This is a genomic window from Nocardia acidivorans NBRC 108247 (assembly GCF_001625085.1).
In the GTDB taxonomy this organism is placed as follows: domain Bacteria; phylum Actinomycetota; class Actinomycetes; order Mycobacteriales; family Mycobacteriaceae; genus Nocardia; species Nocardia acidivorans.
The window spans coordinates 75,804-102,251 of the sequence record NZ_BDAW01000017.1 but is presented as its reverse complement, the minus strand read 5'-3'; the positions used below and the strand labels follow the sequence as shown (position 1 = coordinate 102,251).

The following is a 26,448-nucleotide window of genomic DNA, read 5'->3' as shown; positions in this document are numbered from 1 at the left end:
GGAATCCACCGCTGCGCTGCCCCGAGAAATGCGGGCGCGAATCAGTACACGTCGCGAACGTAGCGTTTCTCGGCGACCAGTTGCTTTTTGAACGCCAGTGCGGCGTCCTCACTCAATTTCCCGTGAATCCGGGCGATTTTCAGCAGGGCGTCATCGACATCCTTGGCCATTCGTGCGGCGTCACCGCACACGTAGAAGTGCCCGCCGTCGCGCAGCCACGACCACAACTCGGCCCCGTGCTCGATCATCCTGTGCTGCACATAGATCCGCTCCCGCTGATCCCGTGAGAAGGCCAGATCCAGCCGGGTCAGGAATCCGGAGCGGAACATGTCCTCCAGTTCGGCGCGGTAGTAGAAATGGTCCGCGGCGTGCTGATCGCCGAAGAACAGCCAATTGCGGCCCCGGCACCCCAGTGCCCGTCGTTCCTGTAGGAATCCGCGGAACGGTGCGATCCCGGTACCGGGACCGACCATGATCATCGGCGCGTTCGGATCCAGCGGCGGCCGGAAATGCGGTGCCCGCTGCAGGAAGATCGGCACCTCCCGCGCGGCCCGATCCGCCAGGAAGGTGGAGCTGACACCGCCGCGCCGCGCCGCGCCCGGGGTCACCGGTGCGCCATAACGCACCACGCCCACCGTCAACTGCACCTCGTGCGGGCTCACCAGTGGACTCGACGAGATCGAATACTGCCGTGGCTGTAGCTTTTTCAGCACCCCGAGCCACTCGACCAGATCCGCTCCGGCCGGAAAGTCGCGCAGCACATCCACCGGCTGCCGATCCCACAGGTAGCCGTCCAGCTCATTGCGATTGTCCTTGCGCAACAGTTTGGCCAGGCGCGGATGCGCATTGCGTTCCGCGATGAAGGACAGCAGATCCGCGCTCACCTTGGTGATGTCGTAGCGGGTGCGCAGCGCCTCCGCGAGGGTGAGCTCGGTATCGTCGACCTCGATCATCCGAGTCCCGTCCAACCCGGTGACCGCGAGCCACTCCGACACCAGCGCGGCACAATTCGCGGGCCGGATACCGAGCGAATCGCCGACCTCGTAGGTCGCGTCGAGACCGCGCAAGTCGAATCCGAACTGCCGCACCTCTTTTCCGGATCCCGCGCGGGAGAGCAGCTCATTGCGCACCAGCGTCGCCCGCACCGGCGCATTGCGGGTGAACGGGGGCGCGGGCAAGGTCGCGACCGAGGAGCGTCCCGTGACCGGGCCATTCGCCCCGCGGGTGGCCGTCCGGCCGAATCCGCCGGAGTTCGCCGCGCCGGGGGTGAATCCTCCCGGGCTCGCGGTGTGCGCACCGAAGTCCGTGGCGCTGGAGGGCAATTCACTCGAATCGGAGCGCCCGGTGCCGTCGCCCGGTGGCGGGGAACCGGGCCGGGGGCCGTCCGCGCCGGGGTCGGCGCTGCCCAGTGTGGCAGTCACCGCGTCGATCCACTGTTCGGACAGCGATTCGTGATCCGGTTCGCTGTCGACGCGCGGAAGCAGCCGCGTCGCACCGCGTTTCGCCAGCAGCTCGTCGAGTTTTCGGCCGTGGCCGCAGAAGTCCTCGTAGGACGAGTCGCCGAGCGCGAATACCGCGTAGCGCAGGCCGTTCAGCCGGATTTCGCTCTCGCTCAGGCGATCCCAGAAATCCGTGCCATTGTCCGGCGGTCCGCCGTCGCCGAAGGTGCTGCTGATCAGGAGTACATCGCCGGTCAGGTCGGTGAGCTCAGCGGCGTCCATATCGAGGAGCCGAGGGGTGAACGCGGTGTCGGTGAGCCGGGTCGCGACGGCCGCCGCCAACTCCTCCGCGGTGCCGGTCTGCGAGGCCCAGAGCACCGTCACGGTTCGCGAGACCGCCGCCGCGCCGCTGTTCGTGCCGAAATCAGCTGTGGCAGAACCGAACAGGGAGTCCGGCTGATACTGCGACGCTACCGTCCCCGGCTGCGGGGCGCGGGAATACATGCCCGCCAACAGACCGTCGATCCACATCCGGCTGCCGGGGGAGATCGGCGCGGTCTCCGGCAGCACCGGAACCCCGATCACCGGAAGCGATTGCAGGGCAGCGAGGTAGCCGCCGAGGTAGATGCGCTCGGCTTCATTGAGCGTCGGTGCGGCGGGGCGTTCCAGGCCGAGCATGGCCGCCAGCGGATGTGGCCCGTGCGAGCCTCCCTCGGCCGTCGTACCCGCAGGCGTTCCGTACGACCCGTGCCGACTGCCGAATCGGCCGCCCTCGGGTCCGCTCGGACTCTGGTCGATTCGGTTCGTATCCTGCGGGGGTAGGTTCGGAACCCCCGTCGTGCCGGTATCGGGCCGGACGGTGGTGGACACGGTCGCGACCTTGCGCAGCCGCACCGCGCACGCCTTGAACTCCGGTTGCAGGGAGGCGGGATCGACCGCGTCATTGGTGACGGCATTGATGGTCAGGTATTCGCCCTGCTCGTCATTCCAGTGGAAGGGCGCGAAGCAATTCCCGGGGAGCACCCGATCGCTGATTCGCGCGGGCAGCACGGCCCGTCCGCGCCGGGACGCGATCTCTACTTGGTCGCCGTCGCGGATCTCGAGGGTGGCGGCGTCCCCGGGATGCACCTCCACGAACGGCTCGCCATTGAGTTTGACCAGTTTCGCGATCTTCCCGGTCTTGGTCATGGTGTGCCATTGATGTTGCACCCGACCGGTATTGAGCACGAACGGGTGATCCGCGTCCGGCATTTCGGCGGGCAGCAGATGCGGTCGCGGATAGAACACCGCCCGGCGGCTGGGCGTCGCGAAGGCCAGGCGTGGCCGCCGACCCTCGGCGTCGACGAACAGCTCCTGACTGACACCGTCGTTCACATAGCGAATCGGATTGCGCCGCCGTGCCGGATCCGGGCACGGCCACTGCATCGGCCCGTCGCGCAGGGCGTCATAGCTGATGCCGCGCAGGTCGTATCCCGTCGCCGGATTGCTGAATTGCCGGATCTCCTCGAAGATCTCGGCGCTGTTCGCATAGTCGAAGCCGTCGAATCCCATGGCCGCGGCGATATCGGCTATGAGCCGCCAATCCGGCCGGGCGGCACCGATCGGCTCCACCGACTGCCGCAGCAGCGTCAGCGTGCGCTCCGAATTCACCATCACCGCATCGGATTCCGCCCACAGCGTGGCGGGCAGCAGCAGATCGGCGTAGGCGTTGGTGGCGGTATCGGTGTACACATCCTGGGCGATCACCAGCTCCGCGGCCTCCAGCCCGGCGATCACATTGCGCCGATTGGCCATGGAGGCAACGGGATTGCTGCATACGATCCAGCACGCCTTGATACTCCCGTCGGCGAGACCGTGGAACATGTCCACCGTCCCCGGCCCGGCCTCGGTGCGAATGGTGCCGGGCGGCAGCCCCCACGCGGTCTCCACGAACTCCCGGTCCGCCGCCGCGAGTAGGCTGCGCTGACCCGGCAATCCCGGTCCCATATAACCCATTTCGCGCCCGCCCATGGCATTGGGCTGCCCGGTCAGGGAGAACGGCCCGGACCCGGTGCGGCAGATCGCGCCGGTGGCGAGATGCAGATTGATGATGGCATTGGTGGTCCAGGTGCCGTGCGTGGATTGATTCACGCCCATGGTCCACAGCGACATCCATTCGTCCGCCGCGCCGATCCACTCGGCGGCGGTGCGAATATCGGCCTCGGGTACGCCGGTCAGCTGCGCGACCAGGTCGGGGGAGTAGTCGGCCAGGAAGTCCGGCATCGACTCCCAGCCCTCGGTGTGCTCGGCGATGAATTCCGCGTCGATCGCGCCGTTCTCGATCAACAGGTACAGCAGCCCGTTCAGCAGCGCGAGATCCGTACCCGGTCTGATCTGCAGGAACAGATCCGCGCGCGCGGCGGTATCGGTGCGCCGCGGATCCACCACAATGAGTTTCGCGCCCGCTTTGCACCGATCGGCCATGCGCAGGAACAGAATCGGATGGCAGTCGGCCATATTCGCGCCGATGGCGAAGAACAGATCCGCGTGATCGATATCGTCATACGATCCGGGCGGGCCGTCCGCGCCGAAGGATTGTTTGTACCCGGTGGCCGCACCGGCCATGCACAGCCGCGAATTGGCCTCCATATGCACGGTGCGCAGGTGGCCCTTGGCCAATTTCGTTGCCAGGTACTGGGCTTCGATGGAGAGCTGCCCGGAGACGTACATGGCGATCGAGTCCGGCCCGTGCTCGTCCAGGATGGCGCGCAAGCGCTGCGCCGCCTCCAGCACCGCCTCGTCGACCGGCAGCGGGACCGGCGACTGCCCGCGCTCGGGACGCCGGTACGCGGACTCCATCCGCCCCCGCGTCCGCATCAGGTCCGCGTGCGTGGCGCCCTTGGTGCAGAGCCGCCCGGCATTGACCGGATGCAGTTTGTCGCCGCTCACCTTCGCGATCACCCGGGCGCTGGAGGCATCGGCCTCGGTGCGCACGGTGATACCGCAGCCCACTCCGCAGTACGAGCACGCGGTTCGAATGCTCGGCGGGGTAGCACTGGAATCAGGCATGATCCGATCTTCGTCATCCCCGATTGCGGCGGATTGCCCGAAGGTTATCGTCAGGTGACAATCCCCCTCACAATCGATTGCGGCCACCGTGAGGTGCGCGAACGCTGTGAGGCAGAACACCGCGCGGGGCGGATCAGCCCAATTTGTAGCCGCGATGCAACGCCACGGCGCCGCCGGAGAGATTACGCCACTTCACCTGCGACCAGCCCGCATCGGCAATGCGCAGGGCCAGCTGCGACTGCGTCGGCCAGGCCCGAATCGATTCGGCCAGATATACGTAGGCATCGGGATTGCTGGAGACCTTCTTCGCCACCGCGGGCAGCGCCTTCATCAGGTACTCCATGTAGACGGTCCGGAAGAGCGCGAAGGTCGGGGTGGAGAACTCGGCCACCACCAACCGTCCGCCCGGCTTGGTGACGCGCAGCATTTCACGCAGCGCCAGATCCGGATCGGCGACATTGCGCAGCCCGTACGAAATGGTCACCGCGTCGAAGGAGGCATCGGCGAACGGCAGCGCCATGGCATCGCCCGCCACCATCGGCACCTTGCGGAAGCGTCCGGCGGCCAGCATGCCCTGGGAGAAATCGGCGGCCACACACCACGCCCCGGACTTGGACAGTTCGAGCGTGGAGACGCCGGTCCCGGCCGCCAGATCCAGCACCCGCTCACCGGGCCGCAGCGCCAAGGCTTTTCGCGTCGCCCAGCGCCAATAGCGATCCTGACCGCCCGAAATCAGGGTATTGGTGAGGTCGTACCGCTTCGCGACACCGTCGAACATGGACGCCACCTCATGCGGCTGCTTGTCCAACGAGGCCCGAACCAATTCCCGCCGCTCTGTTTTCGCCACACCCGCACATTAGCCCGCGACGCGAGTGCGCGACCATCGCCTCCGGATCGCGCCGACCCACCCGGCCGGCGGCGACCCGAGCAGCCACAATGCCGGAATGGCCACCGCCCAGCTCACCAGGATCACCGACAGTGCGGGGATGATCGCGACACGCGCATCGCGACCCGCCACCCGCACCAGGTCCGGATCGCTGCGCCGGTATTCGACATTGATGCGCTCGCCCTGGGTGAGCTTGGTCGGATAGAGCACGCCGACCTTCGGATTATGTGTCTCCCCATCGGGCGTCACGAAGGTGACCGCCGATCGCAGGGTACCGGCCGATAGCACTTCCGCGCTGGTCACGCCCATATTCGAGCTGATGAGGTGATCATCGCGCCAGGCCGCCAGCACCAGCAGCACCGCGAGCACACTGATCGCGCAGGCGAGTGTGGCGATCGTCATCCGAGGCCGGCGGAAGCGCTGAGCCCGGCTGACAGACTGGCTGGTTTCCGACACTTCACCAGGCTATTCCATGACTGGACTACGGTTGCCGCCATGTCCCGTAAATTCAGCTTCACCGTGCAGTACAGCGTTCCGGTAGAAGAGCTTCACCGGGCACTGACCAACGACGAGATGTGGAACGCGCGGTTCGCCGACGCCTCCACCGCAACACTGGAGCTGTCGCACCCCGACGGCCCCGGCACCATCCGCATTCATATGACCGAAAAAGCACCCGAAGACAAGATTCCCGGCCTGGTCAAGAAGGTCCTCAAGAGCGATCTCGTGCTCGAGCGCACCGACACCTGGGGCGCCCTCGAAGGCGATACCGCCAGGGGCTCCTTCGACGGCTCCTCCGGCGGCATCACCACCGAAATGGCCGGCACCTTCGAATTGCGGCCCACCGCCGCGGGTTCGGAGATCGAGGCCGCGGGCACCGTGACCGTCAAGGTCCCGCTGGTCGGCGGCGCCATCGAACCGCTGGTGGAGAACCTGCTGGAGAAGGTGATGAACAGCGAGCGCAAGTCCGTCGAGGCCTGGTTCGCAGCGCAGAACGCCTGAGCCGCCGAAAGATCGAGAACACCTGAGCCAGGCTGATTCTCACCTTCGAGGGGTACCCCGTGGCCGCGCCCACCCGCGGCTACGGGATTCTCGGCGGCACCGGCCCGCCTAGCCCCGCGACGGATCGAATTCGCGCGGTTCGGTGAGCACCAGCCAGTTCCCGGAGTTGTCGCGAATGATCGCCTCCACGCCGTACGGGCGCTCGGACGGCGGCTGCACGAACTCCACCCCCTTGGCGGTCAGCTCCTCGAAGGTCTTCTGGCAGTTCTCGGTCCGCAATCCCAGCGCGCCGTGCGTGCCATTGGCCATGGACCGGCGGATCGCCTCGGCCAGATTCTCATCCAGCGGCGGCCCCGGGATCATGAGCGTGACCTCCAGCTCCAGATGATCCGGATGCGCCACCGTCACCCAGCGAAAACCATTGTCGCCCATGGTGATATCGCTGACCTCCACGAAGCCGAGATTGTCGATGTACCAGCGCTTGGACGCGGTCTGATCGGTCACGTAGACGGTGGTGAGGGAAACGTTCGTAATCGTCGTCATGGCATCAGGCTATGGACCGGGCCGCCCGCGGCGCTTCTCCGAAATTGCGGTGTCGCGACCGAGTCCGCTGTGAGTGTGACGTAACCCGCACGCAATAGGACCGCAAACCCGGCTCTACATGAGCGGGCAACCCTCGACCTCGGCAACCACTCAGCACGAGCAGGATCGAGGAGCACCGGTGGTCGAAGTCGATACCCGCCCGGCGAATTCCGTCGCGGCAACCAAGGAGACGCTGGAGGACTACACCCTCCGTTTCGCCCCGCGCAGTTACCGCACCTGGAGTCCGGCCGTCGTCGGAGTCTCCGCGCTCGGCGGCATCGCCTACCTCGCCGATTTCTCCATCGGCGCCAATATCGGCATCGCCAACGGCACCGGAAACGCGCTGCTGGGCATCGGCATCTTCGCCCTCGTCATCATGCTGACCGGGTTTCCGCTGGCCTACTACGCCGCGCGCTACAACATCGATCTGGATCTGATCACCCGCGGCAGCGGCTTCGGCTACAAGGGTTCGATCGTCACCAATGTGGTGTTCGCGTCCTTCACCTTCATCTTCTTCGCGCTCGAGGGCTCGATCATGGCGCAGGGCCTGAAACTCGGCCTGCACGTACCACTTCCGCTCGGCTATCTGGCCTCCACGCTGTTGATCTTCCCGCTGGTCATCTACGGCATGAAGACGCTCACCAAACTCCAGGTCTGGACCACGCCGCTGTGGCTCGTCCTGATGGTGCTGCCCTTCGTGTTCCTGCTGGTGCGGCACCCGGATTCGGTCGGCGCCTTCCTGTCCTACGGCGGTAAGGACGGCCAGGGCGTGAGCCTGACCGGTGCGCTGCTCGCCGCGGGCGTGTGCCTGTCGCTCATCGCGCAGATCGCCGAACAGATCGACTACCTGCGCTTCATGCCGCCCAAAACCCCGGAGAACACGCGCAGCTGGTGGGGCTGGATGCTGCTGGCCGGACCCGGCTGGGTGCTGTTCGGCGCGATCAAGCAGGTGGTGGGACTGTTCCTCGCGGTGTACCTGATCGCGAATCTGCCCGGCGCGCAGGACATCGCGAATCAGCCGGTGCGCCAGTTCCTGGAGATCTACCGGGACATGATGCCCGCCTGGCTCGCCATGACCCTGGCCGTGGTGCTGGTGGTCATCAGCCAGATCAAAATCAATGTCACCAACGCCTATTCGGGCTCGCTGGCCTGGACCAACTCTTTCACCCGTATCACCAAGAACTATCCGGGCCGACTGGTCTTCCTGGGCTTGAATCTGCTCATCGCGCTGATTCTCATGGAAGCCGATATGTTCAACTTCCTGAACAATATCCTCGGCTTCTACGCCAACTGCGGTATCGCCTGGATCGTCACCGTCGCAACGGATATCGCGGTCAACAAGTACCTGCTGAAGATCTCGCCGAAGCAGCCGGAGTTCCGGCGCGGCATGCTCTACGACTACAACCCGGTCGGCCTGATCGGCTTCGGACTCTCGGCCGTGCTGTCCATCATGACCTTCTTCGGGCTCTTCGGTGAGACCTTGAAGCCGTACTCACCGATCATCGCGGTCCTCGTGTCCCTCGTGGCCACCCCGCTCACCGCGATTCTCACCGGGGGCAAGTACTACCTGCGCCGCACCGACGACGGCATCGCCGCGCCCATGTTCGACGAACACGGCAATCCGTCCGGTGCGACGCTCACCTGCCACATCACCGGCATGGACTTCGAACGCCCGGACATGATCGCCTCCCCGATCCCCGGACCCGGGGGCGAAATCCAGTACATCAGCTCACTGGCACTCTCGACCGATAAGTCCGGCATCCACGTCCTGCCGCCGCAGTGACCTGAAAGACGCTGCTACCGCGGCGGTTTCCGATCCGAGAGACCGTGCATGAAGATGTAGCAGCCCGGAATATGGGGAGCGCCCTCGGCGGCGAACTTGGCCTGATACTCCGAGGGCGACATCCCCACCAGTTCGGTGAACTTGCGACTGAACGAACCCAGACTGCTGTAGCCGACCATCATGCACGCCTCGGTGACGGTGATATTGGTGGCGCGCAACAGATCCTGCGCCCGCTCGATCCGCCGCTCGGCCAGATACAGCGCGGGAGTCTTACCGTAGGTCGCGGCGAAACAGCGCAGAAAGTGATACTTCGACACCCTCGCGGCCGCCGCCAGCGCCTCCAGATCCAAAGGCTCCGCGTAGTTCCGATCGGCCAGATCCCGGGCGCGCCGCAAATGCGGGAGCAGCTCCTCGGGAACCGGCCGGGGCGTCATGCGAACGGCTGGAGTTTGTCGAATCGCATCGACGCGCGACCCGCGCCCCGCCACAGCCGGGCGGTCAGATCCAGATCCTCATCGGTGACCAGATTGCCCATCACCCGAACGGCGGTGCGCTGCAACAGCTGTGACCGCATGACCGGCGGACCGCCGAACGGCACCGCCCGCGGATGGGTGGCCAGCGCCGCCAACCGCCGCGCCACCGAATAGGTGCGACCGTAGCGCGCCCGCAGCAGTTCGGGCCAGATCCGGGTCAGATCCGGTTCGTCCAGCAGGTCCGAAAGCATATGCCCGCCTTCGAGTCCGTAGTCGATGCCCTCACCGTTCAGCGGATTCACACAGCCCGCCGCATCGCCGACCAGCACCCAATTGCGCCCGGCCACATTCGATACCGCACCGCCCATGGGCAGCAGCGCCGAAGCCACCGCGCGCGCCTCACCGTCGAAACCCCACTCCTGCCGGCGCAGCGAGACATAGTGCTGCAGCAGCGGTTTCAATGCGATATGCGAGGGCCGCTGCTCGGTGGCCAGCGAACCGACCCCGATATTGACCTCACCATTGCCGAGCGGGAACACCCACCCGTAGCCCGGCACCAATTCGTTGTTGCCGTCCCGCAATTCCAGATGCGAGGTGATCCAGGGGTCATCGTGCCGCTCGGACTTGATGTACGCCCGCGCCGCCGTCCCGTAGGCGTACTCGCGATGCCAGGTGCGGCCCAACAGCTTTCCCACCGGCGACCGCACACCGTCGGCGACGATCAGCACCTCGCAGGAGACCACGCGCAGCCCCGCCTCGGTCTTGACGGTGACCCCGGTGACCCGATCACCCTCCCGCGCCACCTCCACGACCTTCGCGCCCTCGACCATCCGCGCGCCGAACTTCACCGCGGTATCGCGCAGCTTGTCGTCGAGTTCGGTTCGCGGAACAGCGCTTCCGTACACCGGGAAGGAACCCTTGGGCCACGGCAGCAGCGCCTCGCGCCCGAACCCCGCCATCCGCAACCCGTGATTGACCGTATGCGCGCGCACCCAGTCCCCGAGCCCCAAATTCTCCAACTCGGCGGTAGCCCGCGGCGTCAGCCCATCCCCACAGGTCTTATCCCGCGGGAACACCGCCGAATCGACGAGCAGCACATCACGTCCCGCCCGCGCCGCCCACGCCGCCGCCGCCGACCCGGCCGGCCCCGCCCCGACCACCAGCACATCGGCATGCGACGGCAGCACATTCGACGAGTGCCCCTGCTCCGAACCGATTCCCGCTGAACCCATAGCCCCAATACTCGCAGCCCACCGCAACCACAGTCGACGGGGTTACCCCTCTGCACGAACACCCAACCCGATTCCCCAAAGGTTCGCGGCCGTCCCGGTTCTGGACTGAGTGGAGCGGAGGAGCGCAGCGGGGGAGCGGAGGGAGGGAAGAACCGGGACTTCAGGGCCGCGAACCCGCCCGGAGCGAAGCGGAGGGCAGATAAAGCGGAGGGAGGGAAGAACCGGGACTTCAGGGCCGCGAACCCCGCCCGCAGCGAAGCGAAGGGCAGATAAGCACAGTGTTCCGTCGGTCGCACTACGGTGGTGTCCATAGGGGGCTGGGTGTCCACACGCTAGGTTCTTTGGCGTGGGGTCGGACGCGGCACTGGGAGATGAAATGAGCGCATCGGCTGTGAGCGATGAGAGCACGGTGGTGGCGGGGGTGGATCTCGGCGATCCCGAGCTCGCGGTAACAGTGCGTAAGGGTCTGGTCGAAGTCGAGGACCTGCTGATCACCGAGCTGTCCGACGGGGAGGATTTTCTGCAGGAGGCGGCGCTGCACCTGGCCAAGGCGGGCGGTAAGCGCTTCCGTCCGCTGTTCACCATTCTCACCGGGCAGCTCGGCCCCAATCCGGACAGTCCGGACCTGATCACCGCGGGGACGGTGGTCGAACTCGTACACCTGGCCACCCTCTATCACGACGATGTCATGGACGAGGCCCCGATCCGCCGCGGTGCGCCCAGCGTGAACTCGCGCTGGGGCAACAGCGTCGCCATCCTGGCCGGGGACTACCTGTTCGCGCACGCCTCCCGCCTGGTCTCCACCCTCGGCCCGGACGCGGTGCGCATCATCGCCGAAACCTTCGCCGAACTGGTCACCGGCCAGATGCGCGAGACCATCGGCGCGCGCGACTCCCAGGATCCGGTCGAGCACTACCTGCGCGTGGTCTGGGAGAAGACCGGATCGTTGATCGCCGCTTCGGGGCGCTTCGGGGGCACCTTCTCCGGCGCGGGCCTCGAACACGTGGAACGGCTGGCCCGGCTCGGCGACGCGGTCGGCACCGCCTTCCAGATCTCCGACGACATCATCGACATCTCCTCGGTGTCCGAGCAGTCCGGCAAGACCCCCGGCACCGATCTGCGCGAGGGCGTGCACACCCTGCCGGTGCTCTACGCCCTGCGCGACGAGGGCTCCGAGGGCGACCGCCTGCGCAAACTGCTGGCCCGCCCGCTCGAGACCGATGCCGAGGTCGAGGAGGCGCTGGACCTGCTCTCGCGCTCGCGCGGCATGGTGCTGGCCAAGGAGAAGTTGCAGGGCTACGCCGATACCGCGCACGCCGAACTCTCCGCCCTGCCCGGCGGACCCGCCAACGAGGCCCTGGAGCGGCTGGTTCGTTACACCATCGAACGGGTCGGCTAGCGGGGAACTTCTGGCCTACCCGAGGCGTTGACCAGGTGTTACGTAAGATGACAACTGATTTCGTGAGGTGCGGTAACTCCTCGGGTACGCCCAGAACAGGCCGGGCACCCGGCGGAGTCCTGGAACTGAGTCTCGCGGCACGTCAGTGGCAGGCCTGAAGACGCGGAGAGGCGGGACAGTTGCATTCGCACGGGTACGCCAATGGTGTGAAGACTTTCGGACTGTTGGTCGGCATGTCGGCGCTGATCGTGTTCGCCGGAGCCATGTTCCGCAGTCCGACAATCCTGATCCTGTCGATTCTGCTGGCCGTGGGCATGAACGCGTACGCCTACTTCAACAGCGACAAACTCGCGTTGAAGGCCATGCACGCCCAACCGGTGACCGAACTCGAGGCCCCGGTCATGTATCGCATCGTGCGCGAATTGGCCACCGCCGCAAGGCAACCCATGCCGAGGCTGTACATCAGTCCCACCAACGCGCCCAATGCCTTCGCCACCGGGCGCAATCCGCGGCACGCCGCGGTCTGCTGCACCACCGGCATTCTGCAGATCCTGGACGAGCGCGAGCTACGCGCGGTGCTGGGGCATGAGCTCTCTCACGTCTACAACCGCGACATCCTGATCTCCTCGGTCGCGGGCGCCCTCGCCTCGGTCATCTCCGGCCTGGCCAACCTGGCCTTCTTCGCCAGCGCCTTCGGCGGCAATCGCGACGGCGAGGGCCCGAATGTCATTGGCATTCTGCTGGTTTCGCTGCTCGGCCCGATCGCGGCCGCGCTCATCAAACTCGCGGTCTCGCGGTCGCGCGAATATCAAGCCGACCAGGACGGCGCATCCCTCACGGGCGACCCCCTGGCTTTGGCGTCAGCGCTGCGCAAGCTCGAACGCGGGGTGCAGGCCGCCCCGCTGCCGCCGGAGCCGCAGCTGACCGCACAGTCGCACCTGATGATCGCCAATCCCTTCCGGGCGGGCGACAAAATGGCGCGCTGGTTCTCCACCCACCCGCCCATGGCGGACCGCATCGCCCGCCTCGAAGCCATGGCGGGCGGCACCAGCGGCCCGGCGGCGGGCCCCCGCGAGTATTAGCGGTAGTTCACGAACTGCAACGCGACCTCGAAATCGCCATTGCGCAGCAGCGACTGCACGGCCTGCAGATCATCGCGGCTCTTACTGCTGACCCGCAGCTCCTCGCCCTGGATCTGCGCCTTGACCCCCTTGGGGCCGTCATCGCGGATCTTCTTGGCGATCTTCTTCGCCTGCTCGGTGCTGATGCCCTGAATCAGCTCGCCTGTGATTTTGTACACCTTCCCGGAGGCCACCGGATCGCCCGCGTCGAACGCCTTGAGCGAGATATCGCGGCGGATCAGCTTCTCCTTGAAGACGTCCAGCGCGGCCTTGACCCGGTCCTCGGAGTCGGCGGTGAGGATGATCTTCTCCTCGCCCGACCATTCGATGCCGGCGCCAGTACCGCGGAAGTCGTAGCGGGTGGCCAGCTCTTTGGCCGCGATGTTCAGCGCATTGTCCACCTCCTGACGGTCGACCTTGCTGACGACATCGAACGACGAATCGGCCACGCTTGTGCTCCTGTCCGAGATCGGAAATTTTGGGATTGCCCCGCCGAAGGTAGCCCGTCCGGCACCCCGTTTTCCAGCCGGTTTGCATTGCGGGCGGGGGTTCGATGTATTCTCGTCACCGCGCTGCAAGGCGTACCCAGGCAGATTGCCCGAGCGGCCAATGGGAGCGGACTGTAAATCCGTCGGCGAAAGCCTACGTAGGTTCGAATCCTACATCTGCCACCGCGAAACCCCCCGAGGCCAATGGTCCCGGGGGGTTTCGTGCTTTTCCGTGTGGCGCGGGTGTGATCGACGCCGTTGTCGACCGGTAGCCGGCCTCATTTGGGGAGTACCCACTCAAGACGGTGTAAAAACCTCTCCTGACCACACGGTTTGGAGAGTGGGCGAGATGTTGTGTAACCTCGTTCAAGTCTTCAGCGCCCGGTTCCAAAGACCGAGCAACGCAGACATGCCCCCTTAGCTCAGTCGGCAGAGCGTTTCCATGGTAAGGAAAAGGTCAACGGTTCGATTCCGTTAGGGGGCTCGCCGGATTGCCGGTGGTGACCGACTCGGCATCCAGATCGATGGACCGGGCTATCGCCGCCGCGAATCCTCGCATGGCGGTGTAGCTCAGTTGGTAGAGCAAACGACTCATAATCGTTGTGTCGCCGGTTCAAGTCCGGCCATCGCTACCCATACTGATTAACCACATCAGGCTTACCGGAAAGAGGGCGCATCGTGGCCGCGAAGTCCACTGATATCCGGCCAAAGATCACCTTGGCCTGCGAGCAGTGCAAGCACCGTAACTACATCACCAAGAAGAACCGGCGTAACGACCCGGATCGTCTCGAGCTCAAGAAGTTCTGCCCGAACTGCGGTACCCACCGGGCCCACCGCGAGTCTCGCTAACTTAACCCCGCGCGTTCTACCGCGTGGAAGAAGTGCCGGATCGGCTCGTCACTACGTCCCCCCTACCAGGGGACAGTGGCTCCCGGTCCGGCACTTGGTGTATATAGCGGTGGTTCAGCGCTCTGCCGGTCCTTGAAAAGGGATCAGATAGGTGACTCTCTGCCGTGACAATCAACACCGAGATCGAATTGGTCAGCGATACTGCCGACATGGTCAGTAACACCGAGACCGAAACGGTCTCCCCGGGTGAGGCATTCGATCCCGCCACGCACGCCGCCGCCATGGTCGGCCACCACTACCGGGTGGAGGACTACTACGAGGTGGGCCGCGAGAAGGTGCGTGAATACGCCCGCGCCGTGCAGGACTACCACCCCGTGCACTGGGACGAGGATGTCGCCCAAGAGTACGGATACGACGGTCTGGTGGCGCCGCTCAGCTTCATCTCGCTGGTCGGAATCCTGGCCCAGCGCAAGCTCTTCGAGCAGATCGTCACCGGCTACGACCTGAGCCAGATCATGCAGACCGATCAGATCCTGGAGTTCCACCGGCCCATCAAGGCCGGCGACCAGCTCACCTGCATCGTGTACCTGCACTCGTTCCGGCAGGCGTTCGGCGGCGACATCATCGTCACCAAGAACGACGTGGTCGACCAGAACGACGAAATGGTGCTCACCACCTACACCACCCTCATCGGCCGTAGCGGCGGTGATATCGATCCCAATGTCGGTGACGCGGTGCGCAATGTGCTCATGCACGGCGTCGGCCCGGAGGAGACCCCGGATCACAAGCCGCGCACTCTGCGGGTCGCTGATCTGGAGCCGCAGCCGGTGCCGGTGACCCTGCCCGGCCGCGGCAAGATCACCCCGAATAAGCACGCCATCCGGTTCGAGGATGTGGCCGTCGGCGATCTGCTCCCCACCCGCGTGGTGCGCCTGACCCGCGGCGATCTGGTGAACTACGCCGGCGTCTCCGGCGATGCCAACCCGATCCACTGGAGCGATGAGGTCGTCAAGCTCGTCGGGCTGGAAAACGTTGTGGCGCACGGCATGCTGACCATGGGCTTGGGCGGCGGCTTCGTCACCTCGTGGCTGGGCGATCCGGGTGCGGTGAAGGAGTACAACGTGCGCTTCACCAGCCCCGTGTACGTGCCCGTGGACAAGGCCGCCGAGATCGAATACACCGGCAAGGTGAAGTCGATCGACCCGGAGAATCGCACCGCCGTGGTCGCCATCGTGGCGAAATCGGAGGGCCGCAAGATCTTCGGCCGCGCCACCGCGACCGTCCAATTGGCCTGATTCGACCGGTGACCCCCGATTGGCGATTGCCGCGTGAGATACCGTAGACTCGGTTATCTGGGGTCACCAGCCGATGCGCGCTGCTCCGAGGAGCGGCGCGTATGTATGTAAAGGCACGGCACGGCGACCCCGTAGTACAACTGAAGAGATACTGTGGTCGGGCGAGCAACAGACGTCCAACCGAAGGGGCGTAGCTCAATTGGCAGAGCAGCGGTCTCCAAAACCGCAGGTTGCAGGTTCAAGTCCTGTCGCCCCTGCACGCGTAGCGATCGCTTGCGGGTCGCTCGAAACGGTCAGTACAGCGACGAGGAAGGATCGACGTGAGCGACGAGCGGGATACTCGCCACGAAGATGGCGATGACACCGCCGCAGTGGCTCGTCCGAGCGGCAAGCGTTCCGCCCGGCGTCGAAACGCGTCGGCGGCGACGAATGTAGCGACGATCGATCGTCCTGCGTCACCGGCCAAGGCGAACAAGAAGTCCGGCAGGGCCGGTGGCGGTACGGGCAATCCGTTCAAGCGCCTGGTGAAGTTCCTCAAAGAAGTAATCGCGGAACTGCGCAAGGTCATCTGGCCCAACCGCAAGCAGATGGTCACCTATACGAGCGTTGTGCTGGTGTTCGTGATCTTCATGATCGCGTTCATCAGCGGGTTGGATGTGGCGTTCATCAAGGGTGTCAACTGGCTGTTCGGCTAGCTGACCGTCGGCGCCGGTTACCGCTCCCCGAGCAGAGGCGGGGGACGGACCATCCGCCTGGGGTGACCCCCCAGCGCGCAGAGGATTACGTGACGACAAGGAAGCGAGTGCCCCAGTGAGCACCCCGGAGAACGGCACAACCGACGAATTCGACGTCGACGATCTGGTGGAAGAGACCACCGACGCCGCGGAATTTGACGACCCCGCCGACGCGGAGGCAGCCGCTGACGAGCCGACCGCCGAAGAGCCGGCCGCCCCTGTCGACGCCGAGCCCGCCGATCCGGTAGCCGAGATGAAGGCCGCGCTGCGCCGCGCCCCCGGCGACTGGTACGTGATCCACTCCTACGCCGGTTACGAGAACAAGGTGAAGACCAATCTCGAGACCCGCGTGCAGAACCTCGGTCTCGAGGACTACATCTTCCAGGTCGAGGTGCCGACCGAAGAGGTCACCGAGATCAAGAACGGCCAGCGCAAGAACGTCAATCGCAAGGTGCTGCCGGGTTACATCCTGGTCCGCATGGAGCTGAACGACGAGTCCTGGGGCGCGGTCCGCAATACCCCCGGTGTGACCGGTTTCGTCGGCGCGACCTCGCGCCCGTCCCCGCTGTCCATCGATGATGTGGTGAAGTTCCTGGTTCCCGCCGCCAAGCAGCAGAAGCCCGCGGCCACCGCGGCCTCCGGCTCCGGCGAGACCTCGGGCGAGACCCCGATCATCAAGCCCACCATCGATGTGGACTTCGAGGTCGGCGAGTCGGTCACCGTCATGGACGGCCCCTTCGCCACCCTTCCGGCCAGCATTTCCGAGATCAATGCCGAGCAGCAGAAGCTCAAGGTGCTCGTATCGATCTTCGGTCGCGAGACCCCGGTCGAGCTGGCGTTCACTCAGGTCGCCAAGATCTGATCAGACTTGCAAACCGCAAGAACCTAACCAAGGAAGAAAGATGCCCCCGAAGAAGAAGAAGGTCTCTGGGCTTATCAAGCTCCAGATCAAGGCCGGTGCGGCCAATCCGGCTCCGCCCGTTGGTCCCGCGCTGGGTCAGCACGGCGTGAACATCATGGAGTTCTGCAAGGCTTACAACGCCGCGACCGAGTCGCAGCGCGGGAACATCATCCCGGTCGAGATCACGGTCTACGAAGATCGTTCTTTCGATTTCAAGCTGAAGACCCCGCCCGCCTCGCAGCTGCTGCTCAAGGCCGCCGGTGTGCAGAAGGGCTCCGCCGAGCCGCACCGCAACAAGGTCGCGCAGGTCACCATGGATCAGATCCGTGAGATCGCCAAGACCAAGGCCGAAGATCTGAACGCCAACGATATCGACCAGGCCGCCAAGATCATCGCCGGTACCGCTCGCTCGATGGGTATCACCATCGCGTAGCGACTGCTCGCAGGTCGCTCGAAACGGCCAGCGGAGTAGCCACTCGGCTGCACATCCCGTGGGAGGGCCGGCCAGGCCCGCACACCACGTCTGAACTTACGAACAGGACAGAACAACATGGCAAAACGAAGCAAGGCTTATCTCGAGGCGGCCGCCAAGGTCGACAAGTCGGCGTTCTACGCTCCGCTGGCCGCCGTGCGGCTCGCGAAGGAGACCGCCACCACCAAGACCGACGCCACCGTCGAGGTCGCAGTCCGTCTCGGTGTCGATCCCCGCAAGGCCGATCAGATGGTCCGCGGCACCGTCAACCTGCCGCACGGCACCGGTAAGACCGCCCGCGTCATTGTGTTCGCGGTCGGCGACAAGGCCACCGAGGCCGAGGCCGCCGGTGCGGACGCCGTGGGCGCCGAGGATCTGATCGAGCGCATCCAGGGCGGTTGGCTGGACTTCGACGCCGCGATCGCCACCCCGGATCAGATGGCCAAGGTCGGTCGTATCGCTCGCGTACTGGGCCCGCGTGGCCTGATGCCGAACCCGAAGACCGGCACCGTCACCCCCGATGTGACCAAGGCCGTCAACGACATCAAGGGCGGCAAGATCAACTTCCGCGTCGACAAGCAGGCCAACCTGCACTTCGTCATCGGCAAGGCGTCCTTCGACGACAAGAAGCTGGCGGAGAACTACGGCGCGGCCCTCGACGAGATCCTGCGCGTCAAGCCCTCCACCGCGAAGGGCCGCTACCTCAAGAAGGTGACGTTCTCGACGAACACCGGACCGGGCATCCCGGTGGACGTGAACCGCACCCGCAACTTCGCCGAAGAAGACTGATCTCTTCGACGGGCGAGCGTAGCAACGCATAGAGCCTGAAGGGCCGGTACGGGGAAACCTGTACCGGCCCTTCGTCTTTGGTGGTCTACGCAAATGTCTGTGGTGGTCCACGCAGGTCAAGGGGGGTGCCGATTTGGGTAGCGCTACTCCACCTGGTAGCCTTTACGACGGTCGCCGACTTGTTCGGTGATCACCCCACATCGTTCTACCGAAGACCGTTGGTTGCTGCCCCCGGGCAGTCGAAGGTCCAGCGTTACTGCTGGCGGCCCACGCAGGGAGAGCCGAGGTAGGGGAAACCATTGCGAGTCACTCGCCTTGTGTTTCTTTCACGCCCCGGGACCACTCTGCGTCCGCGGGGCGTTTGCTTTATCGCTGGCCCCTGGCGGAAGTCGGTAGTTCATATACGAACCGACCATCCAGAGAGGAGGCGAAGTATGGCAAAACCCGAAAAGGTCACCGCGGTTGCGGAGATCACGGAGCAGTTCAAGGGTTCGACCGCCACCGTTGTCACGGAATACCGTGGACTGTCGGTCGGCAAGATCACCGAGCTGCGTCGTGCGCTCGGCGCGGACGCCACCTACTCCGTCGCCAAGAACACCCTGGTCAAGCGTGCCGCCGCCGAGGCGGGCGTCGAAGGCCTGGATGACTTGTTCGTCGGTCCGACCGCCATCACCTTCATCAAGGGTGAGCCGGTCGAAGCCGCGAAGGCGCTTAAGGCTTTCGCCAAGGACAACAAGGCGCTGATCATCAAGGGCGGCTACATGGACGGCGTCGCGCTGTCCGTTGCCGAAGTTGAGCGGATCGCCGACCTGGAGTCCCGCGAGGTCCTGCTGGCCAAGCTGGCCGGCGCCATGAAGGGCAACCTGTCCAAGGCTGCCGGGCTGTTCGCAGCCCCCGGCAACCAGGTCGCGCGCCTGCTCGCGGCCCTGCAGGAGAAGAAGGCGAACGAGGGTGGCGCCGCCGCCCCCGCCGCCGACGAAGCTCCTGCGGCCGACGCCGAATAAGTCATCACCCCAAACCTATTCGTCGCCGCTCGCGCGGTGATGAAACCATCGAAAGGAAACATCAATGGCCAACGTTGACGAGCTGCTCGAAACCTTCGGTTCCATGACCCTGCTCGAGCTCTCCGAGTTCGTGAAGGCGTTCGAGGAGAAGTTCGAGGTCACCGCCGCTGCCCCCGTCGCCGTCGCGGTCGCCGGTGGCGCTGCCCCGGCCGAGGCTGCCGAAGAGCAGGACGAGTTCGATGTCATCATCGAGTCGGCCGGCGACAAGAAGATCCAGGTCATCAAGGTCGTTCGCGAGATCGTCTCCGGCCTGGGCCTGAAGGAAGCCAAGGACCTCGTCGAGAGCGCCCCGAAGGCCATCCTGGAGAAGGTCAACAAGGAGGCCGCCGACGCCGCCAAGGCCAAGCTCGAAGAGGCCGGCGCCAAGATCTCCGTCAAGTAATTCTTGCCGGGCGTCTGACAACGTCTGTAAAAGGGCGGTTCCCGTTGGGGGACCGCCCTTTTCGTGTATTCGAGTACTCGTAATCGCGTCGTGATTCATGGTTGCGAAATGTTTCGTTACTGACCGGTCAGGTCTCGGTGTCCGAGACGGGGCTTATGCGATACAGTGACCGGACCTACTGTGATGCGCCACACCGCGCATTGAAAAATTCGTGGTGCGCCGCAGTGGGGCGCTCGTCGGAGAATTGTGGAGGTTGGCGTGGGCGTCGAGGTCAGGACCGAAAGCATCACCAAGTCGTTCGGTTCGCAACGGATTTGGCAGGACGTCTCGCTGACGCTGCCGTCGGGGGAAGTCAGCGCGTTGCTCGGCCCCTCCGGTACCGGTAAGTCGGTCTTCCTGAAGTCGCTGATCGGTCTGCTGCGCCCGGAGCGCGGCTCCATCTACATCGATGGCACCGATATCACCACCTGCTCCAACAAGGAGCTGTACGAGATCCGCAAACTGTTCGGCGTCCTCTTCCAGGACGGCGCGCTCTTCGGCTCGATGAATCTGTATGACAACGTGGCCTTCCCGCTGCGTGAGCACACCAAGAAGAGCGAATCCGACATCAAGAAGATCGTCATGGAGAAGCTCGAGCTGACCGGTCTGCTCGGCGCGGAGGGCAAGCTCCCGGGTGAGATCTCCGGCGGTATGCGCAAGCGCGCCGGCCTGGCCCGCGCCCTGGTGCTGGATCCGCAGATCATCCTGGTCGACGAGCCGGACTCCGGTCTGGATCCGGTGCGCACCACCTATCTCTCGCAGCTGTTGATCGATATCAACGCGCAGATCGACGCGACGATTCTGATCGTCACGCACAACATCAACCTGGCGCGCCTGGTGCCGGACAATATCGGCATGCTGTTCCGCCGCGAACTGGTCATGTTCGGCCCGCGCGAGGTGCTGCTCACCTCCGAGGAGCCGGTGGTCAAGCAGTTCCTCAACGGCCGTATGCAGGGCCCGATCGGTATGTCCGAGGAGAAGGACGAATCGCAGATGGCCCGCGAGCAGGCCATGTTCGACGCCGGTCACCACGCCGGTGGCGCGGAAGAGGTCGAGGGCATCATCCCGCAGATGAAGGCGCAGCCCGGTATGCCGGTGCGTCAGGCCGTCGGTCGCCGCCGGGAGCGGGTGCGCCAGATTCTGCACACCCTGCCGCCCGCCGCGCAGGAGGCGATCCGGCACTCCATGGAGGAGAACGGTGACGCCGACACACAGGTGATGCCCGCCTACACGGGCGGGTACGACACCACGGTTCGACAGAACCTGACTAACGGGTAACATACCGCCCGTGAATCAAACCCTGACGCGGCTGCGCACCCCGGTCGAGTCGGGTCTTGCCCAGGCCGGCAACATTTTTGCGCTGCTGTTGGATGTCATGCGCAAGACTTTCCGTCGACCCTTCCAGTGGCGGGAGTTCATCGAACAGTCGTGGTTCATCGCGAGTGTCTCGATCCTTCCCGCCGCCCTGGTGGCAATCCCGTTCGGCGCGGTGGTCGCCCTGCAGACCGGCTCGCTCATCAAGCAGCTCGGCGCGGAGGCGTTCACCGGTGCCACCAGCGTGCTCGCCACCGTGCAGCAAGCCGCTCCCGTGGTCACCGCCCTCATCATCGCCGGTGCCGCCGGCTCCGCCGTGGCCGCCGATCTCGGCTCGCGCACCATTCGCGAGGAGATCGACGCCATGGAGGTGCTGGGCATCGATCCCATTCAGCGCCTGGTGGTTCCGCGTGTCCTGGGCATGATGCTGGTGGCGCTGCTGCTCAATGGTCTGGTGGCGGTCGTGGGCATCTGCGGCGGCTACTTCTTCAATGTGGGTCTGCAGGGCGGTACGCCCGGCGCCTACCTGGCTTCGTTCTCCGCGCTCGCTCAGCTGCCCGACCTCTGGATCGGCGAGATCAAGGCCCTGATCTTCGGACTCGTCGCGGGCGTCATCGCCGCCTACAAGGGTCTGCATCCCAAGGGGGGCCCGAAAGGAGTAGGTGACGCCGTGAACCAGTCCGTGGTTATCACGTTCCTGGTGTTGTTCTTCCTGAACCTGGTGCTGACCCTGATATATCTTCAGGTCGTCCCGGCCAAGGGCGCGTGATTCATGGTTGTTTCGCAGCGCACCAACGCATTTCAGCGGGGGGCGCGCCGGATGACCGGTGCGCTCAAATCGCCCGTGCACCTGGTCGACCGCGCGGGCGATCAGATGTCGTTCTACACCCGGGCGGTCAGTTCGATTCCGCGGACCGTCGTGCACTACCGCAAGGAGGTCATGCGGCTGCTGGCCGAGGTGACCTTCGGTTCGGGTGCGCTGGCGGTCATCGGCGGCACCATCGGCGTCATCGTCTTCATGTCGGCCTCGGTCGGCGTGGTGGTCGGGCTACAGGGTTTCAAGGCGCTGGATTCGCTCGGTTCGGGTGTGCTCACCGGCTTCCTGACCGGGTACATCAATACCCGTGAGCTCGCGCCTTTGGTTGCGGCGCTGGCGCTTTCGGCGACGGTTGGCTGTGGTTTCACCGCGCAATTGGGCGCCATGCGCATCTCCGAGGAGATCGACGCGCTCGAGGTGATGGCGGTGCCGGGTGTGCCGTTCCTGGTGACCACGCGGGTGATCGCGGGATTCGTGGCGGTCATTCCGCTGTATATCGTCGGCCTGCTCGGCACCTATGTGGCGTCGCGGTTGATCAGTATTTATTTCAATGGGCAATCGAGTGGTTCGTATGACCACTACTTCCAGTTGTTCCTGCCACCCGAAGACGTCATCTATTCCTTCTTGAAGGTGCTCGTCTTCGCGTTCGTGATCATCCTTGTGCACTGCTACTACGGCTTCAATGCCACCGGTGGTCCGGCGGGTGTGGGTGTGGCGGTGGGGCGCGCGGTGCGTGCGGCCATCGTGCTCATCAATGTGCTCGATTTCTTCCTCAGCCTTGCCATTTGGGGCACGACCACGACGGTGCGGGTGGCGGGATGAACGGTCAGGTCCTGGAGGCGGCAGCTTGCGTAACCACGCAAGGCCCCCGTGCATCCCGGATGGGTGGAGCATGAGCAATCCAGAGCGGGTGTTGTTCTGGCGTCGGACCGAGAAGCTGCGCAAGCGCACCATGGGTTTGCTGTTCTTCGTGGTGGTGGCGCTGTTCCTGTGGTCGACGATCGCCATCTACAACAAGCAGTTCGTCGATACCGTGCGGGTGAATCTGCTGACCGATACCGTCGGCAACGCGCTGACCCGCAATGCGGATGTGAAGATCCGCGGCGTGAATGTCGGTGAGGTGCGGTCGACTTCGTACGACGGCCATCAGGTGACGCTGGACCTGGCGCTGGATCCGGCCAAGGCCGGCAAGATCCCCGCCAATGTGACCGCGCGGCTGCTGCCCAAGACGCTCTTCGGTGAGCGCTATGTGGATCTGGTGTGGCCGGAGCAGCCGGACGGCAAATTCCTCACCGCGGGGATGACCCTGCATCAGGACACCAGCGGCCATGCCATCGAGGTGAGCCAGCTGCTGGATCATCTGCTGCCGCTGCTGCAGGCGCTGCCGCCGCAGTATCTGGCCTCCACGCTGGGCGCGATCTCGCAGGCGCTGCAGGGTCAGGGCGCGGAGCTGGGCAAGACCATCGATCGCCTGGACGACATCTTCACCCAGGTGAATACCGAATTGCCCACGCTGCGGGAGGATTTGAAGAGCTTCGCCGATGTGGCGACGGTGTACTCCGATGCCGCACCGCAATTGGTGGACGCGCTGGACAATCTGCGCACCACCAATGCGACGATCGTGCAGAAGCGTCCGGATATCGATCAGCTGCTGGCCACTTTGACCCCCAGCTCGTCGGATCTGGCGGATTTCCTGGTCGCCAACCGCGACAACATCATCGATGTGGCGGCGGATTCGCGGCCCGCGCTGGAGGCGCTGGCCAAGTATTCGCCCGGGTACACCTGTTCGCTGAAGAACTTCGCGCAGATGAAGCCGCGCATCGACGAGCTGTTCGGCAAGGGCACCGATCTGCCCGGTTCGCGCGTGACGGTGGAGATCGTCAATCCGCGCGGCCGCTATGTGCCCAATCAGGATGAGCCGCGCTGGTTCGACACCCGCCCGGCCATGTGCATTCCGGAATATCCGCTGGGCGTGGATCCGGGCCAGTACACCAACGGTTCCGCCAATGACGGCTCGTACCAGGCGCCGAGCCGGACCCCCGGTGATCAGAACATCGGGATCATGCCGTCCCCGCAGTACAAGGTGTTCGGCCCGCACGCGCCCACCACCGCCGGTTCTCCGCAGGAGCAGCAGACCCTGAACTCGATCTACGGTGCGGCCAACGGCGTTTCGCCGGACCAGGTGCCCGGCTGGATGGCGCGCATTGCGGCCCCGGCCTTCCGCGGCAGCGAGGTGACCATTCGATGAGGGATCTGCTGCGCGGCCTCGGCGGCACGCTGACCAAGCTGATCGTCTTCATTCTGGTGACGGTCTTCGCCACCGGCGTGCTGGCGCTGACCATCGCCAATTACGGTGGCAGCGGCACCAAGTTCAATGCGCGGTTCACCGATGTGACGTCGTTGAATCCGGGTGACGAGGTGCGCATCGCCGGTGTGCGTGTCGGCAAGGTGACCAAGGTGTCCATTGTCGACAAGCGGCTGGCGAATGTGGAATTCGAAGTCACCGACCGCAATTGGCTACCCGCCTCCACCACGGCTCAGATCAAGTACCGGAACCTGGTGGGGCAGCGGTATATCGCGCTCGAACAGGGTGCGGGGGAGCAGGGGCGCAAGCTCAACAAGGGCGCGACGATTCCGCTGGAGCGCACCAAGCCCGCGCTGAATCTGACCGAGCTCTTCAACGGCTTCCGGCCGCTGTTCCAGACGCTCACCCCGGATGATGTGAACAAGCTGTCCTACAACATCATTCAGGTGTTCCAGGGCGAGAAGGGCACCATCACCGATCTGGTGGCCAATACCGCCGCGCTGACCAACAAGATCGCCGACAAGGACGCCGTCATCGGTTCGGTGATCACCAATCTCAATGCCATTCTGGCCGCGGTGAATCAGCACGACGGTCAGCTGGATCAGTTGATCGTCAATACCGAGGCGCTGGTCACCGGTTTGAACGCCGAGCGCGGCACCATCGGTTCCGCGGTCACCTCGCTGGGCAACCTGGCCTCGGCCACCGCCGATCTGCTGGTGCCGGTGCGGCCGAATCTGCAGGGCGCCATCGCGGGCCTGAACCAGTTGACCGGCACCCTCAACGATCGCTCCGACGAGGTCAACGAGGGTCTGGCGAATCTGCCCATCAAGATGGACAAGCTGGGTCGCGCCGCGAGCTACGGCTCCTGGTTCCAGTTCTACCTCTGCGGTATCGACATCGTGGCCGGGCCGGGTACCGCCGACGCGCCGCAGCTGAATCTGCCCGCGGCGATTCAGAATATGCCGACCGTCAACCAGCCGATCTATACGAATCCGGCGCCGCGCTGCCATGGGAAGGGAGGCCGCTGATGGACGATCGGGTAGTGCTCGGTAAGCGCAGTCCGGCGTTCATGGGCGGACTGGGCCTGGTCATGGTGCTGTTGGTGACCATGTCCGCGTTCAGCCTGGACAAATTGCCGATTCTGGGCGCGGGGACGAAGTACACCGCCGAATTCTCCGAGGCCGCCGGGCTGAAGAAGGGCAATGAGGTTCGCATCGCCGGGGTGAAGGTCGGTTCGGTGCAGGATGTGCGCCTGCACGGCGACCGGGTGCTGGTGGACTTCCGCACCCAGGACGCCTGGATCGGCAATGAGACCACCGCGTCCATCCAGATCAAGACCCTGCTCGGGCAGAAGTATCTGGCGCTGGACCCCAAGGGCTCCGGCGCGGCCGATCCGGCGAAGGATATTCCGTTGTCCCGCACGGTCTCCCCGTACGACGTGGTGGACGCGTTCAGCGATGCCGCCGCCGATATCGAGGGCACCAAGACCGATCAGCTCGCGCAGAGCTTCCGGGTGCTCTCGGACGCCTTCTCCGGCACCCCGCCGGAGATCCGCGGTTCCATCGACGGTGTCGCCCGGCTCTCGGAGACGCTGGCCAAGCGCGACGACCAGCTCAAGAAGCTGTTCGGCGCGACCAAGAAGACCACCCGGGTGCTCGCCGACCGCAATGCCGAATTCGAGCGGTTGATCGGCAATGGCGGACAGCTGCTCGCCGAGCTGAATGTGCGCCAGCAGTCCATCGCGCAATTGCTCACCGGCGCGAAAACCATTGCGGCCGAGCTGACCGCGCTGGTGCACGACAACGAGGAGCAGATCGGCCCCGCGCTGACCAACCTCAACAAGACCATCGACATGCTCAATGCCAACCAGGCCAATATCTCCAAGACGCTGCAGCTGGCGGCCCCCTTCTACGGGCTGTACGCGAACGTGCTCGGCACCGGCCGCTGGTTCGACGCGGTGATCACCAACCTGATCCCGCCCGCGCTGCCCGATGTGCCGGGTGACCGGGCGCCGATCCGAAAGATGGGAGGCTAGCG

25 protein-coding genes and 4 tRNA genes are annotated in these 26,448 nt (G+C 65.0%); 22 read left to right on the top strand and 7 right to left on the bottom strand.

Annotated elements, in window-relative coordinates; translation table 11 throughout:
- Positions 1 to 41 precede the first annotated feature (41 nt).
- The 3 genes from NA10_RS11415 to NA10_RS11405 form a co-directional block, all read right to left on the bottom strand.
- Positions 42 to 4,487 carry a bifunctional nitrate reductase/sulfite reductase flavoprotein subunit alpha gene (locus NA10_RS11415; protein ID WP_067567110.1) on the bottom strand — a complete coding sequence of 1,482 codons (4,446 nt, stop codon included), beginning with the start codon at positions 4,485 to 4,487 and terminating at the stop codon, positions 42 to 44.
- A gap of 133 nt (positions 4,488 to 4,620) precedes the next feature.
- Complete coding sequence (locus NA10_RS11410; RefSeq protein ID WP_067567003.1) at positions 4,621 to 5,334, bottom strand: demethylmenaquinone methyltransferase; 714 nt, start codon at positions 5,332 to 5,334, stop codon at positions 4,621 to 4,623.
- Between the two features lie 9 nt (positions 5,335 to 5,343).
- Positions 5,344 to 5,775 carry a DUF3592 domain-containing protein gene (locus NA10_RS11405; protein WP_245677145.1) on the bottom strand — a complete coding sequence of 144 codons (432 nt, stop codon included), beginning with the start codon at positions 5,773 to 5,775 and terminating at the stop codon, positions 5,344 to 5,346.
- Between the two features lie 93 nt (positions 5,776 to 5,868).
- On the opposite strand from NA10_RS11405, the gene NA10_RS11400 reads away from it, so the two are divergent.
- Positions 5,869 to 6,372: a DUF2505 domain-containing protein gene (locus NA10_RS11400; protein WP_067567001.1), complete on the top strand. Its 504-nt coding sequence runs from the start codon at positions 5,869 to 5,871 to the stop codon at positions 6,370 to 6,372.
- A gap of 108 nt (positions 6,373 to 6,480) precedes the next feature.
- Here the strand turns inward: NA10_RS11400 and NA10_RS11395 are convergent, their stop codons facing one another.
- Positions 6,481 to 6,915: a VOC family protein gene (locus tag NA10_RS11395; protein WP_067566999.1), complete on the bottom strand. Its 435-nt coding sequence runs from the start codon at positions 6,913 to 6,915 to the stop codon at positions 6,481 to 6,483.
- Between the two features lie 118 nt (positions 6,916 to 7,033).
- Here NA10_RS11395 and NA10_RS11390 point away from each other — a divergent pair, with 118 nt between their 5' ends.
- Entirely contained in the window at positions 7,034 to 8,737 is a 1,704-nt protein-coding gene (locus NA10_RS11390; protein ID WP_174562501.1) for a purine-cytosine permease family protein, read from the top strand.
- A 14-nt stretch (positions 8,738 to 8,751) separates the two neighbouring features.
- On the opposite strand, the gene NA10_RS11385 is transcribed toward NA10_RS11390, so the two are convergent.
- Positions 8,752 to 9,171, bottom strand: coding sequence for a helix-turn-helix transcriptional regulator (locus tag NA10_RS11385; protein ID WP_067566995.1), 420 nt, complete (start codon positions 9,169 to 9,171; stop codon positions 8,752 to 8,754).
- Positions 9,168 to 10,442 carry a geranylgeranyl reductase family protein gene (locus tag NA10_RS11380; RefSeq protein ID WP_067566993.1) on the bottom strand — a complete coding sequence of 425 codons (1,275 nt, stop codon included), beginning with the start codon at positions 10,440 to 10,442 and terminating at the stop codon, positions 9,168 to 9,170. The genes NA10_RS11385 and NA10_RS11380 overlap by 4 nt, the downstream gene beginning before the upstream one ends.
- Positions 10,443 to 10,818: 376 nt before the next feature.
- Here NA10_RS11380 and NA10_RS11375 point away from each other — a divergent pair, with 376 nt between their 5' ends.
- Together NA10_RS11375 and htpX are read left to right on the top strand one after the other, a co-directional pair.
- Entirely contained in the window at positions 10,819 to 11,841 is a 1,023-nt protein-coding gene (locus NA10_RS11375) for a polyprenyl synthetase family protein (protein WP_067566991.1), read from the top strand.
- 179 nt (positions 11,842 to 12,020) lie between these two features.
- On the top strand, positions 12,021 to 12,923 hold the full coding sequence (gene htpX / locus NA10_RS11370) for a zinc metalloprotease HtpX (protein WP_084514533.1): 903 nt from the start codon (positions 12,021 to 12,023) through the stop codon (positions 12,921 to 12,923).
- Here htpX and NA10_RS11365 read toward each other — a convergent pair.
- Positions 12,920 to 13,411 carry a YajQ family cyclic di-GMP-binding protein gene (locus tag NA10_RS11365; RefSeq protein WP_067566989.1) on the bottom strand — a complete coding sequence of 164 codons (492 nt, stop codon included), beginning with the start codon at positions 13,409 to 13,411 and terminating at the stop codon, positions 12,920 to 12,922. The two genes, htpX and NA10_RS11365, sit on opposite strands and share 4 nt — an antisense overlap.
- 139 nt (positions 13,412 to 13,550) lie before the next feature.
- Between NA10_RS11365 and NA10_RS11360 the strand changes: the two genes are divergently transcribed.
- The 18 genes from NA10_RS11360 to NA10_RS11280 all read left to right on the top strand — a co-directional run bounded on the left by NA10_RS11360 (position 13,551) and on the right by NA10_RS11280 (position 26,446).
- A tRNA-Tyr gene (locus NA10_RS11360) sits at positions 13,551 to 13,633 on the top strand.
- Positions 13,634 to 13,861: 228 nt separating this feature from the next.
- Positions 13,862 to 13,934 (top strand) — tRNA-Thr (locus tag NA10_RS11355).
- 75 nt (positions 13,935 to 14,009) lie between these two features.
- Positions 14,010 to 14,082 (top strand) — tRNA-Met (locus NA10_RS11350).
- Between the two features lie 46 nt (positions 14,083 to 14,128).
- Complete coding sequence (rpmG, locus tag NA10_RS35460) at positions 14,129 to 14,299, top strand: 50S ribosomal protein L33 (RefSeq protein WP_029925945.1); 171 nt, start codon at positions 14,129 to 14,131, stop codon at positions 14,297 to 14,299.
- A 209-nt stretch (positions 14,300 to 14,508) separates the two neighbouring features.
- Positions 14,509 to 15,594 carry a fused (3R)-hydroxyacyl-ACP dehydratase subunits HadA/HadB gene (locus NA10_RS11345; protein WP_067567107.1) on the top strand — a complete coding sequence of 362 codons (1,086 nt, stop codon included), beginning with the start codon at positions 14,509 to 14,511 and terminating at the stop codon, positions 15,592 to 15,594.
- Positions 15,595 to 15,778: 184 nt separating this feature from the next.
- A tRNA-Trp gene (locus tag NA10_RS11340) sits at positions 15,779 to 15,851 on the top strand.
- Positions 15,852 to 15,914: 63 nt separating this feature from the next.
- On the top strand, positions 15,915 to 16,289 hold the full coding sequence (gene secE / locus NA10_RS11335; RefSeq protein WP_067566987.1) for a preprotein translocase subunit SecE: 375 nt from the start codon (positions 15,915 to 15,917) through the stop codon (positions 16,287 to 16,289).
- Between the two features lie 115 nt (positions 16,290 to 16,404).
- Positions 16,405 to 17,190, top strand: a complete 786-nt coding sequence (gene nusG / locus NA10_RS11330) for a transcription termination/antitermination protein NusG (RefSeq protein ID WP_067566985.1) — start codon at positions 16,405 to 16,407, stop codon at positions 17,188 to 17,190.
- A gap of 40 nt (positions 17,191 to 17,230) precedes the next feature.
- Complete coding sequence (rplK, locus tag NA10_RS11325) at positions 17,231 to 17,662, top strand: 50S ribosomal protein L11 (RefSeq protein ID WP_067566983.1); 432 nt, start codon at positions 17,231 to 17,233, stop codon at positions 17,660 to 17,662.
- A gap of 117 nt (positions 17,663 to 17,779) precedes the next feature.
- The gene (rplA, locus tag NA10_RS11320) at positions 17,780 to 18,490 is read left to right on the top strand and encodes a 50S ribosomal protein L1 (protein WP_067566981.1); all 711 of its coding nucleotides are present in this window, start codon (positions 17,780 to 17,782) and stop codon (positions 18,488 to 18,490) included.
- Positions 18,491 to 18,924: 434 nt separating this feature from the next.
- A complete protein-coding gene (rplJ, locus tag NA10_RS11315; RefSeq protein ID WP_067566978.1) occupies positions 18,925 to 19,494 on the top strand; it encodes a 50S ribosomal protein L10 in 570 nt (189 codons plus the stop codon).
- A 64-nt stretch (positions 19,495 to 19,558) separates the two neighbouring features.
- Positions 19,559 to 19,936: a 50S ribosomal protein L7/L12 gene (rplL, locus tag NA10_RS11310; protein ID WP_067566976.1), complete on the top strand. Its 378-nt coding sequence runs from the start codon at positions 19,559 to 19,561 to the stop codon at positions 19,934 to 19,936.
- Between the two features lie 258 nt (positions 19,937 to 20,194).
- Positions 20,195 to 21,253 carry an ABC transporter ATP-binding protein gene (locus tag NA10_RS11305; RefSeq protein ID WP_174562500.1) on the top strand — a complete coding sequence of 353 codons (1,059 nt, stop codon included), beginning with the start codon at positions 20,195 to 20,197 and terminating at the stop codon, positions 21,251 to 21,253.
- A gap of 97 nt (positions 21,254 to 21,350) precedes the next feature.
- Complete coding sequence (locus tag NA10_RS11300; RefSeq protein WP_245677148.1) at positions 21,351 to 22,058, top strand: MlaE family ABC transporter permease; 708 nt, start codon at positions 21,351 to 21,353, stop codon at positions 22,056 to 22,058.
- A gap of 51 nt (positions 22,059 to 22,109) precedes the next feature.
- A complete protein-coding gene (locus NA10_RS11295) occupies positions 22,110 to 22,928 on the top strand; it encodes an MlaE family ABC transporter permease (protein ID WP_067566972.1) in 819 nt (272 codons plus the stop codon).
- A 70-nt stretch (positions 22,929 to 22,998) separates the two neighbouring features.
- The gene (locus tag NA10_RS11290; RefSeq protein ID WP_067566971.1) at positions 22,999 to 24,354 is read left to right on the top strand and encodes an MCE family protein; all 1,356 of its coding nucleotides are present in this window, start codon (positions 22,999 to 23,001) and stop codon (positions 24,352 to 24,354) included.
- Positions 24,351 to 25,439: an MCE family protein gene (locus NA10_RS11285; protein ID WP_174562499.1), complete on the top strand. Its 1,089-nt coding sequence runs from the start codon at positions 24,351 to 24,353 to the stop codon at positions 25,437 to 25,439. The genes NA10_RS11290 and NA10_RS11285 overlap by 4 nt, the downstream gene beginning before the upstream one ends.
- Complete coding sequence (locus NA10_RS11280) at positions 25,439 to 26,446, top strand: MCE family protein (RefSeq protein WP_067566970.1); 1,008 nt, start codon at positions 25,439 to 25,441, stop codon at positions 26,444 to 26,446. Before NA10_RS11285 ends, NA10_RS11280 begins: the two co-directional genes overlap by 1 nt.
- Positions 26,447 to 26,448: the final 2 nt, after the last annotated feature.

Excerpts from the sequence above, each read along its gene's own strand:
- NA10_RS11415 (WP_067567110.1), bottom strand. The coding sequence starts at position 4,487 with ATGCCTGATTCCAGTGCTACCCCGCCGAGCATTCGAACCGCGTGCTCG.
- NA10_RS11405 (WP_245677145.1), bottom strand. The coding sequence starts at position 5,775 with ATGACGATCGCCACACTCGCCTGCGCGATCAGTGTGCTCGCGGTGCTG.
- NA10_RS11400 (WP_067567001.1), top strand. The coding sequence starts at position 5,869 with ATGTCCCGTAAATTCAGCTTCACCGTGCAGTACAGCGTTCCGGTAGAA.
- NA10_RS11395 (WP_067566999.1), bottom strand. The coding sequence starts at position 6,915 with ATGACGACGATTACGAACGTTTCCCTCACCACCGTCTACGTGACCGAT.
- NA10_RS11390 (WP_174562501.1), top strand. The coding sequence starts at position 7,034 with ATGAGCGGGCAACCCTCGACCTCGGCAACCACTCAGCACGAGCAGGAT.
- NA10_RS11385 (WP_067566995.1), bottom strand. The coding sequence starts at position 9,171 with ATGACGCCCCGGCCGGTTCCCGAGGAGCTGCTCCCGCATTTGCGGCGC.
- NA10_RS11380 (WP_067566993.1), bottom strand. The coding sequence starts at position 10,442 with ATGGGTTCAGCGGGAATCGGTTCGGAGCAGGGGCACTCGTCGAATGTG.
- NA10_RS11375 (WP_067566991.1), top strand. The coding sequence starts at position 10,819 with ATGAGCGCATCGGCTGTGAGCGATGAGAGCACGGTGGTGGCGGGGGTG.
- NA10_RS11345 (WP_067567107.1), top strand. The coding sequence starts at position 14,509 with ATGGTCAGTAACACCGAGACCGAAACGGTCTCCCCGGGTGAGGCATTC.
- rplK (WP_067566983.1), top strand. The coding sequence starts at position 17,231 with ATGCCCCCGAAGAAGAAGAAGGTCTCTGGGCTTATCAAGCTCCAGATC.
- rplA (WP_067566981.1), top strand. The coding sequence starts at position 17,780 with ATGGCAAAACGAAGCAAGGCTTATCTCGAGGCGGCCGCCAAGGTCGAC.
- rplJ (WP_067566978.1), top strand. The coding sequence starts at position 18,925 with ATGGCAAAACCCGAAAAGGTCACCGCGGTTGCGGAGATCACGGAGCAG.
- rplL (WP_067566976.1), top strand. The coding sequence starts at position 19,559 with ATGGCCAACGTTGACGAGCTGCTCGAAACCTTCGGTTCCATGACCCTG.
- NA10_RS11300 (WP_245677148.1), top strand. The coding sequence starts at position 21,351 with ATGCGCAAGACTTTCCGTCGACCCTTCCAGTGGCGGGAGTTCATCGAA.
- NA10_RS11295 (WP_067566972.1), top strand. The coding sequence starts at position 22,110 with ATGACCGGTGCGCTCAAATCGCCCGTGCACCTGGTCGACCGCGCGGGC.
- NA10_RS11290 (WP_067566971.1), top strand. The coding sequence starts at position 22,999 with ATGAGCAATCCAGAGCGGGTGTTGTTCTGGCGTCGGACCGAGAAGCTG.
- NA10_RS11285 (WP_174562499.1), top strand. The coding sequence starts at position 24,351 with ATGAGGGATCTGCTGCGCGGCCTCGGCGGCACGCTGACCAAGCTGATC.
- NA10_RS11280 (WP_067566970.1), top strand. The coding sequence starts at position 25,439 with ATGGACGATCGGGTAGTGCTCGGTAAGCGCAGTCCGGCGTTCATGGGC.